The organism is Atlanticothrix silvestris CENA357 (assembly GCF_016056295.1).
Lineage (GTDB): Bacteria > Cyanobacteriota > Cyanobacteriia > Cyanobacteriales > Nostocaceae > Atlanticothrix > Atlanticothrix silvestris.
Genome location: NZ_JAECZB010000037.1, coordinates 19515 through 28861, shown reverse-complemented (window position 1 = coordinate 28861; position 9347 = coordinate 19515). Strand labels below are relative to the sequence as shown.

At 41.3% G+C, this 9347-nt stretch carries 8 protein-coding genes and 1 pseudogene; 4 read left to right on the top strand and 5 right to left on the bottom strand.

Going from position 1 to position 9347, the window contains the following annotated elements; all coding sequences use genetic code 11:
• Positions 1-243: pseudogene (locus I8751_RS14755) on the bottom strand (IS701 family transposase); the annotation flags it as partial.
• A 649-nt stretch (positions 244-892) separates the two neighbouring features.
• On the opposite strand from I8751_RS14755, the gene I8751_RS14750 reads away from it, so the two are divergent.
• The 3 genes from I8751_RS14750 (at position 893) to I8751_RS14740 (ending at position 2948) form a co-directional block, all read left to right on the top strand.
• Positions 893-1252 (top strand): hypothetical protein, encoded by a 360-nt coding sequence (locus I8751_RS14750; protein ID WP_214439906.1) that lies wholly within the window; start codon positions 893-895, stop codon positions 1250-1252.
• Between the two features lie 267 nt (positions 1253-1519).
• Complete coding sequence (locus I8751_RS14745; RefSeq protein ID WP_214439905.1) at positions 1520-2059, top strand: Dps family protein; 540 nt, start codon at positions 1520-1522, stop codon at positions 2057-2059.
• 121 nt (positions 2060-2180) lie between these two features.
• Entirely contained in the window at positions 2181-2948 is a 768-nt protein-coding gene (locus I8751_RS14740) for a ChaB family protein (RefSeq protein ID WP_214439909.1), read from the top strand.
• A gap of 73 nt (positions 2949-3021) precedes the next feature.
• Here the strand turns inward: I8751_RS14740 and I8751_RS14735 are convergent, their stop codons facing one another.
• Together I8751_RS14735 and I8751_RS14730 are read right to left on the bottom strand one after the other, a co-directional pair.
• Entirely contained in the window at positions 3022-3423 is a 402-nt protein-coding gene (locus I8751_RS14735; protein ID WP_214439904.1) for a TIGR02588 family protein, read from the bottom strand.
• A complete protein-coding gene (locus I8751_RS14730) occupies positions 3420-4301 on the bottom strand; it encodes a TIGR02587 family membrane protein (protein ID WP_214439903.1) in 882 nt (293 codons plus the stop codon). Before I8751_RS14730 ends, I8751_RS14735 begins: the two co-directional genes overlap by 4 nt.
• Positions 4302-4579: 278 nt before the next feature.
• Between I8751_RS14730 and I8751_RS14725 the strand changes: the two genes are divergently transcribed.
• Entirely contained in the window at positions 4580-4762 is a 183-nt protein-coding gene (locus I8751_RS14725) for a CsbD family protein (protein ID WP_214439902.1), read from the top strand.
• Positions 4763-5094: 332 nt separating this feature from the next.
• Here the strand turns inward: I8751_RS14725 and I8751_RS14720 are convergent, their stop codons facing one another.
• Positions 5095-6453 (bottom strand): AtzE family amidohydrolase, encoded by a 1359-nt coding sequence (locus I8751_RS14720; RefSeq protein WP_214439901.1) that lies wholly within the window; start codon positions 6451-6453, stop codon positions 5095-5097.
• A gap of 158 nt (positions 6454-6611) precedes the next feature.
• A complete protein-coding gene (locus tag I8751_RS14715; protein WP_214439900.1) occupies positions 6612-9083 on the bottom strand; it encodes an ATP-dependent Clp protease ATP-binding subunit in 2472 nt (823 codons plus the stop codon).
• Between the last annotated feature and the right edge of the window lie 264 nt (positions 9084-9347).

Genomic DNA, 9347 nt, shown 5'->3' with positions numbered 1-9347 from the left:
ATCTGAATTTGCTATGAAATGGTGTAATGATTGTGCTGAATTTATACTCACTACCTTCGCTATCTCTGGTAACGATTTTCTTTTTATCGTTGATATTATCCCCAGATGTAAATATTTGAAGCACTCATAATTCCTTACTTCTTTAAACAGGTCTTTATACTCTGCACAATATTCATCTATGATGCCAACTGTTGGATGAGGAGCTCTTGCCAAATGTTTGATAATTTGTAATTCTACATCCATTGCCCTACTTACCTTCCAGAGTTTTTTCTTTTCATCCTTTTATTCAGAATACTCGGAAAGTGACAGAAGAGGGATATGCATCTAAAATTCCAGCTAAAGGAAATTGCAAAAGGCTTTTACCAGCATTTATATGAATGATTGATATACCCCAGTACGTGTATCTCAAGCATTAAATTATACTTTAAACATAGAAATATTATTTAAGCGATCGCTTATGACGTACAGAATGAGAATATTTCTGAGTCGTTTTGCTCGCAGAGTTGCTAAGCAGATTTGATTGTGTGCAGTCGATATACCAAAAGAATGATTTTGTAAAAAAGATAAATCAAATTAACTTCATTCTACAGGTCGATGCAGATGTTAGTCTTTTACAAGTAAAAATGGATCAGGTAAAATTTGATCGAAAAATATCTTTTTGTAAAAACTTACTAAAAGTCTGATAAGTCAGGATTTAGTTTATTCTAGCTTATTACTTATAGTAAAGTGAAAGGAAAAAGATATTTATTTCAACCACAATTTTACTGTCAAAGGATTTAGTGATGGAAGCATAAATGGAAAATTTGGTAATTAAATTGACCGAATGTAAGCATCTACTTCTATTTATATTCACTAGTCCTGCGTTGTTGAAGCTGTTATTTGAGGATTGCAAATGAAGATTTTTACTGTTGTTTTATCTACCTTACGTCCAGTGCGTTTCTTAGTTGTGGCTTTTACCTGTGCGTTGGTGTTCTTATCTAGTGCGGTTCCTGCTTTTGCAATCAGTAGTTATCAAAGCAATCCTACCGAGGGGCCAACGCAACTCCTTGAAACTCAGAAAAAAACTGATGAAATAGCTAAATCAGAACCACCTGGATTGAAAAAGGTTCAAGAAGAGTCTAATAAAGGACTTAATGAAGTTCAGGGTGATGCTGATATTGATCAGATGAAGCGTCCTGAAAATTCTCAGAGTGCAACTAGTGTTGAAGAAGAAGTAAAGAATTTTCTAGGAAAAGTCACAGGTAATAACTAGTAATAATACTAAGAATTACTCTTCATTCACAAAACTTTTTTGTAGACAAATTTACTTTTTGATTAAAGTAGACATCTTGATTAGTCGGATCAAGGTGTCTATTGTTATCTTTTCAAAAAATAGACTGCTTTTATCTATTAGAAGGCACAGATCAATGGGAGTCTGAGTTGTAAATATTTATGCTTGTAGAATCTTTCCTCTGGTTGATGTCTATTATGTCTAATTTTTGTGAACTTAATAAATAAGTTCAGTTAGGGATGGAAAGCAATGCGTCCAATAAACATTGGTTTAACAGAAGAACAGCGTCAAGGTGTAATTAACCTGTTGAATCAAGATTTGGCAGATTCTTATCTACTGCTAGTGAAAACCAAAAAGTACCACTGGGACGTTGTTGGTCCTCAGTTCCGTAGCTTGCACCAGCTTTGGGAAGAACACTACGAAAAACTGACTCTAAACATTGATGCCTTAGCAGAGCGAACCCGTGCTTTAGGTGGTTATCCAGTTGGCACAATGGAGGGATTTCTTAAAATTGCTAGCCTCAAGGAACATTCTGGTGATGTTCCTACAGCAACAGGTATGGTTGCTTATCTCGTGCAAGATCACGAGCAAGTGATTCGCAACTTAAGAGAGCATGTAGATCAGTGCAGTGAACAGTTTCATGATGAGGGAACTGCTGACTTTTTGACCGGATTAATGGAAGAGCATGAAGAGATGGCTTGGATGTTACGCTCGTTTATTGAAGGACAAGCATTAGAGCCAAATGGTGCAAAACCCGCAGCAGGAAGTAAAACTCCTGTAGGTGTGTAGTTCAGATATATCCAAGTACATCATGTTTGAGCTGAGATAGCAGTCTGTGGGGAGATTGGATCTCCCTGCTACTGTTTCTTTAGTATGTCAATTACAAAAACAAGATTTAAGGAGTATTCAAGTGCCAGAAGTGTATCAAGCCGAACGTACCATATCTGCGTTATTTAAAGAGCAAAAGCAAATTGATGACGTTATTAGACGTTTGCTCGACAGGGGTGTACCAAGAGATCACATTTCGGTGATGGGTAGAAATTTCCAGTCAGAAACTCGAATTTCGGGCTTCCTTACTAAGAAAGATGTGATTTTAGGAGGATTGAGGACAGGAGCAATTTTTGGTTCTCTGTTTGGTTCATTCTTGAGTTTACTTACAGGTGTAGGCGTACTGTTCGTTCCCTTTGTTGGGCCACTTGTAGCAGCAGGGCCAATTGGTGCTTTGCTACTAGGGGCTGCTAGCGGAGCGATCGCAGGTAGTGCTGGTGCAGGCTTGGTATCGGTTCTGACTGCTTGGGGAATGCCAGAAGATAAAGCCGCAATTTACCAAACTCGCTTACAAGCTGGCGAATTTTTATTAATGGCAGAAGTACCAAGCGATCGTGTTGGCGAATTTCAATTGCTGCTTGAAAGTGCTGGTGGTGAAGAAATTCATACAGTAGAGAAAACACTATCTCGTCCTTGTCCTGGCCCTTGCAACAGTCCAGAAGACTTATCTCCTGAGGTTCGTTCTCATCTTTCTCAAGAAGCTCAAAGCACATTTATTGAGCGTTATAACAATGTTTTAAGTGAAACAAGTGACGAGTTTACTGCTGAACAAGCTGCTTGGGAAACTATTCATCAACGGTATGATGAAGATGAAAATGGTGTTTGGTCAAAAGCTAAAGTAAACGTTTAATCTATTATCTCTTTTCAGGACTTTTTGGTAATTGGTAATCAGTTCCAATTACCAATTATCCGCAGCCAATATTTTAGGGTAACTTATAGCTAGAAACTCGCAAAATGAGCTTGCCTTGACTAGGATTTTGACTAAACACAAATGCGCCTTCTTCTGTTTCACTACGGGATAAAAAATCAATTTGCTGTTCTCCTGTTTCTACAACCTTGCCGTTAATTTGTAACTCAGCAATAATTTGAACTGACTCGGCTGTATCTCCTCCAGTATTGACAACTTCAAAGGGAACATAAAATTGCCCGTCAATTTCCCGAATTGTCTGTTTCTCAGTAACTGAGAGTATAGGAGGTTGATTTTCATCGTTGAGCCAAGTGTACCCTACTAAACTCACAATTACAGCTAAAATCAACAAGGCAATACAAAATGTCACCCACTCAGCAAATGAACGTTTTTGTTTGTGGTGTTCGATTTTAGTCATAAGGCTAATCTACCAGCTGCACCACCAATAGTTGCGGGTAAACCTAGTATTAAAGTATGGTCTAACCACATTGTCCAGGGATCGCTGAAAGTTAATTTTTGAAAGAACCACAGCATAAATGCGCCTGCTAGTAGAGACACTAAATAAGACATAATTGTTTCACTTGACGGTCGTTGGAATATACCTTTTTGCTCTCTGCGTTTTTGCTGGTCTGAAAAGCCTGCCTGAAATACAATGCCATAAGAAATTACTAAAGATGTGGCGATCATTGCTAAAAGCCAGGGTGCAGAAGCTGCGGCTGCTAGCATCGGAACTTCATCTGTAGGGGCAATATTAAATGCAATTACAGTTGCCCCAATTAAGGTTGCACCCAAATCAGCAAGAGTGGCATCTAAACCGTTCTGTTTATACTTTTTTAGGTTTTCTTGCTGAGAGGATGTTTCACCATTGCTATTATTACTTTCTCCTAAAAGCTGGTTAGCTAGTGCAACACCAAGAGCAAAAGGTACGCTTTCAAAAATGATTTTACCTAAGGCTTCTTTAATAGAAGTTTCAAATGTTAATTCTCGTAATAATACTAATATAAAAGCTGAACAAGCCAATCCAATAGCCATAGCTTCTACAGTATCTATAACTGCTTCATAAGCTCGTAATTTATACCTGCGTTTGCGAAATCCTTCTGTTTTATTGAGTAAGAAAACCACAGTAAACATTAATGCGATCGCTATCATCATTAATCGTGGTTTTGCAAGTGATCCAATCCACCAAACTTCCATAGTGTACAGCAGAGGAATGCCAAATAAAAAACCTCCACAAGTACCTCGGATTATGTCATTTATCTCACTTACCCACGGATTTTTTTTACGCCTTGTAACCACTCTAATCTTTTCCTTATCAACAAAAAACTTGCTCTAACCTGAGTTAATATATGGTAAACAGCTTTAGTCATCTGTATAGACCATACAACAGAGAATGTTGTTCAAATGCTAGTTTAAGGATGCATTTTTCCTCGCAGCAATGTTGTTTGATTTTGCATCTATCTTAGTAATGATATTTAGAAATTATTATTATACCCTAGGATAGTCTAAAAAAATATCTAATAGTGATACTGTACTCCTAGTTTAATATTTCAAACAACTTACAAGGAAGTAAAAATATGAGCGTTGAAAAGAGAGTAGAAGCCACTGCTAAAAATATTGAAGGCAAGGTACAAGAAGTAATTGGTGAAGTAAGTGGTAATCCAGCAGATAAAGCTGAAGGACAGTCCAAGCAAGCTGAAGCTCAAGTTATTCACACCACAGAAAACATCAAGGATGAGCTAAAGAAAGTGATTGACTAAATTAGCTTCTCCAGAGCCAGTATTAGGGTGCCATCTATTATAAGTTAGGAAAATTTTAGTATTCATTAATATGTTGTTATACTTCTCTACTTTAAAAAAAGTGGAGAATTTTTATGAGGATAAATCTGTAAAATAATTATTTTTTAAATCTATAAAATCATCCCATTAATCAGCAACGCCAAATCATCATATTCATGTGTCACTTGTACCTATAGGGTATGTTTCAAAATGAACACATATATATAGCTCAGGCGAAGCCAGTTAGAGGTAGTTCATAGCAAATTAACACCTTTGGCAGTTACTTACGTCAAGTTAGCGACAATACATTGAAGCTATACTCCTATTTTTGCCTCTAGTACAGCTGCAACCCGTAAAATTAACGCTTCATTGTTAGGTGCAGCTATCAATTGCACACCTAGAGGTAGACTATTGAAAGGTTGAATTGGTATTGATAAAACAGGTAAACCAATAAAAGATAACGGTTGAGTAAATAATCCTAAATGGGGACGGAGCAAAATTTCTTCACCATCTAATATCATAGTTTTTTGACCAATTAATGGTGCGGAAATTGGTGTAGTTGGTGCAAGAATAATATCCACATGTTGAAACACTTCTCGAATTTGATCGCGGTACCATCTCCGAAAACGCTGTGCTTGTAAATACCAAGTACTAGGAATTAACGCCCCAGCCAAAAAGCGATCGCGTGTAGCTGGGTCAAAATCGTGAGGACGCGATCGCAATTTGTCTAAATGTAAATTCGCCCCCTCGCTAGCTGTAATCACAAACGCCGCCGCACGGGCACTATGGGCTTCCGGTATCGTCACATACTCAGTAACATCTAAAGCATCTGCTACCTTTTGCACAGCTGCTAAGGCTTCTGGTTCTGCGCCTTTGACAAAATAATCACCAGCGATCGCAATTCTAATATCAGAAATGTCTTGATGAAGCTGGGGTAAACAAAATTCAGGTGGGCGCTTGGTACAAATTGGATCGCGATCGTCTTCACCTTGAAGCACATCAAAAACAGTCGCGATATCCTGTACCGAACGGGCAAATGGCCCAATGTGGTCAAAACTACTAGAAAATAAAGCTACCCCAGCACGAGATAATCGTCCGTAAGTTGGTTTGAAACCAAACACCCCACACAAAGCAGCGGGAACGCGAATTGAACCATTAGTATCAGAACCTAAAGTTAAGGGTACTAATCCAGCAGCAACAGCCGCCGCAGAACCACCCGATGAACCACCAGCTATACGCTGTAAATCATGAGGATTGTGGGTAGCGCCATAATGGTAATTCTCTGTCACAAATCCATAAGCGTACTCATCCATATTTAAAGCGCCAACTAGCACAGCACCTGCTTGTTTCAGCTTGGTTACTGCGGTTGCATCTTGGCTAGCTGGGGGATTTTCCGCGTTGATTTTTGCACCCGCCAGAGTTGTTAAACCAGCGATGTCGAAGAGGTTTTTGACTGCAAAAGGCACACCAGCCAGCAACCCAGGGTTATTGCCTTGGGCAATTTCTTGATCAATTCGTGCTGCATCTGCTATGGCCATTTCTGTAGTTACAGCCGTAAAGCAATTAAGTTCATGATCTCGTGCTGCGATTCGCGCTAATGCAGCTTCGGTAACTTCTACCGCGCTAACTTTACCTGTACGGACAGCAGCAGCTATTGATACAGCATCGTTCATGTTTTTTGATTCAATTTTGGCTAAGAGTATTTAACATTCCGGTTAATGATTTCTGGTTTGACTTCATGAATGTGAGAATCGTTATAAAAAAACGGTAGAGAAAGTTATCTTCTACCGTTTACTAATTTTTAAACTTGAGATTTAATCCCAAACTTTAACTACGACTCAACACCTTGGGGTAACAATTCCCGACGCTGTTGAGAACTAACTTGCACAACGCCATTTTCATCCACATCAACGATCGCTGTATCGCCATCTTTGATGCGACCAGACAGAATTTCTTCCGCTAGGCTATCTTCCAACAAGCGCATAATCGCTCGGCGTAGCGGCCTTGCGCCGTAGCTGGGACTGTAACCTTCAGTAATCAAGCGGTCTTTGAAGCGATCAGTAACTTCCAAGGTAATACCCTTTTCAGTCAGACGACCAAACACTTCTTTCAGCATGATTTCGGCGATTTGTGTCACTTCAGGCTTACTCAATTGACGGAAGACGATAATTTCATCCAATCGATTGAGGAACTCTGGACGGAAGTACTGCTTCAGTTCTTCGTTCACCAAGGAGCGAATCCGGTTGTAAGCTGATTCGGTAACATCATCGGCGAACTCAAAGCCGATACCGCCGCCACCTTTTTCAATTACCTTAGAACCAATGTTGGAAGTTAATATCAGCAAGGTATTCTTAAAGTCAACGGTGCGACCTTTGGCATCGGTTAACCGTCCGTCTTCTAAGATTTGCAGCAGCATGTTGAAGACATCGGGGTGGGCTTTTTCGATTTCATCGAACAGCACCACAGTGTAAGGTCGCCGTCTTACAGCTTCGGTCAGCTGACCGCCTTCGTTATAACCAACATAACCAGGAGGCGAACCAATCAATTTACTGACGGTATGACGCTCCATATATTCCGACATATCCAGGCGGATCATGGCTTCTTCAGAACCGAAGAAGTAAGATGCCAAGGATTTCGCTAACTCGGTTTTACCAACCCCGGTAGGCCCGGAGAAGACAAAGCTAGCAATCGGTCGGTTGGGATTTTTCAAACCGACACGAGCGCGACGAATTGCTCGTGAAACTGCTTTTACAGCTTCTTCTTGTCCAATTAGCCGCTGATGCAAGGTGTCTTCCATGTGCAGCAGCTTCTCGGATTCGGATTCGGTGAGTTTGTTCACCGGTACGCCTGTCCAGGAAGCGACAATATGAGCAATGTCTTCTTCAGTAACTACAGGTTCTTCGCCTTCTGTACCGGAAGCAGTAGTTTTGCTTTGAGCGATCGCCCGGATTTCGGCTTTGATTTCCATTTCGCGATCGCGTAGTTCCCCAGCTCGGTCAAAGTCTTGGGAACGAACTGCATCATCTTTTTCTTTTAAGATTTGCCGCAGTTCTTTGTCTAACTCTTTCGCTGCTGGTGGCAGTTGGGAGTTAATCAAACGCACACGAGAACCAGCTTCATCAATTAAATCGATGGCTTTGTCTGGCAAGTAGCGATCGCTAATGTAACGATCAGACAGTTTTGCCGCTGCTACCAAAGCTTCATCGGAGATTTTCAGCTTGTGGTGTTGCTCGTAGCGCTCACGTAACCCATGCAAGATTTCAATTGTTTCATCGACTGTCGGCTCACCCACCATGACTGGTTGGAAGCGGCGCTCTAAAGCTGCATCTCGCTCGATGTGCTTGCGGTATTCATCGAGGGTTGTAGCACCAATACACTGCAATTCACCTCTAGCCAAAGCCGGCTTGAGGATATTTGCCGCATCAATAGCGCCCTCTGCCGCACCTGCACCAATTAGGGTGTGTACCTCATCAATCACCAGAATGACATTACCCGCAGAACGGATTTCATCCATGATTTTTTTGAGGCGTTCTTCAAATTCACCCCGGTACTTGGTACCTGCTACGAGTAAGCCAATATCCAGTGTGACTACGCGCTTATCTTCCAGGATGTCGGGGACATCTTTGTTGGCAATGCGTGACGCTAAACCTTCAGCGATCGCTGTTTTACCAACCCCTGGTTCACCAATCAGTACTGGATTATTTTTAGTCCGGCGACCCAAAATTTGAATCACCCGTTCAATTTCTTTGGCGCGTCCTACCACTGGGTCGAGCTTGTTGTCGGTCGCCATTTGGGTGAGGTTCGAGCCAAATTCATCCAAGGTTGGAGTTTTGGTGCGCCCCGATTGCCCAGTAGCTGAAACCTCTGCTGTCTCTCCCAGCATTCGGATAACTTGGGTTCTTACCTTCGATAGATCCACCCCTAGGTTTTCTAGCACCCTGGCTGCCACACCTTCCCCTTCCCGGATCAGGCCCAACAGCAGATGCTCGGTGCCAATGTAGTTATGCCCTAATTGGCGCGCTTCTTCTAAGGATAATTCCAGAACTCGCTTTGCCCGTGGCGTAAACGGTATTTCCACGGCAACAAAGCCCGAACCCCGGCCTATGATTTTTTCTACCTCAATGCGGGCATCTTTAAGATTGACACCCATTGATTTCAACACTTTGGCTGCAACTCCCGTTCCTTCCCCAATTAGACCCAGGAGGATCTGTTCGGTTCCGACGAAGTTGTGACCTAAGCGGCGGGCCTCTTCTTGGGCCAGCATGATTACCTTAATGGCTTTTTCTGTGAAGCGTTCAAACATGGCATTTTTCCCATCACCTGCGTCGTGCCGGTACGCTGATTTTAGCACAGGCTAAGCTTTTGGATGCCTGTATAAAGATTATAGACATCCAAGAAGCATCACCCACAGTAATGGGGTAGTTGCTGATTATTTATTACTTTTGATGTGCCTGCTGTACTGAGGAGCTTGATTTTTCCAGCGTTTTTAGGGTTGACTATACACATCAGACTGTCGTAGGATAATAAGATTTTTAGCAGTCACAAATAGTAATCAATACCATACTTA

Bases quoted from the DNA above. Each gene is read 5' to 3' on its own strand.
- I8751_RS14735 (WP_214439904.1), bottom strand. From the start codon at position 3,423: ATGACTAAAATCGAACACCACAAACAAAAACGTTCATTTGCTGAGTGG.
- I8751_RS14715 (WP_214439900.1), bottom strand. From the start codon at position 9,083: ATGTTTGAACGCTTCACAGAAAAAGCCATTAAGGTAATCATGCTGGCC.
- I8751_RS14745 (WP_214439905.1), top strand. From the start codon at position 1,520: ATGCGTCCAATAAACATTGGTTTAACAGAAGAACAGCGTCAAGGTGTA.
- I8751_RS14720 (WP_214439901.1), bottom strand. From the start codon at position 6,453: ATGAACGATGCTGTATCAATAGCTGCTGCTGTCCGTACAGGTAAAGTT.
- I8751_RS14725 (WP_214439902.1), top strand. From the start codon at position 4,580: ATGAGCGTTGAAAAGAGAGTAGAAGCCACTGCTAAAAATATTGAAGGC.
- I8751_RS14750 (WP_214439906.1), top strand. From the start codon at position 893: ATGAAGATTTTTACTGTTGTTTTATCTACCTTACGTCCAGTGCGTTTC.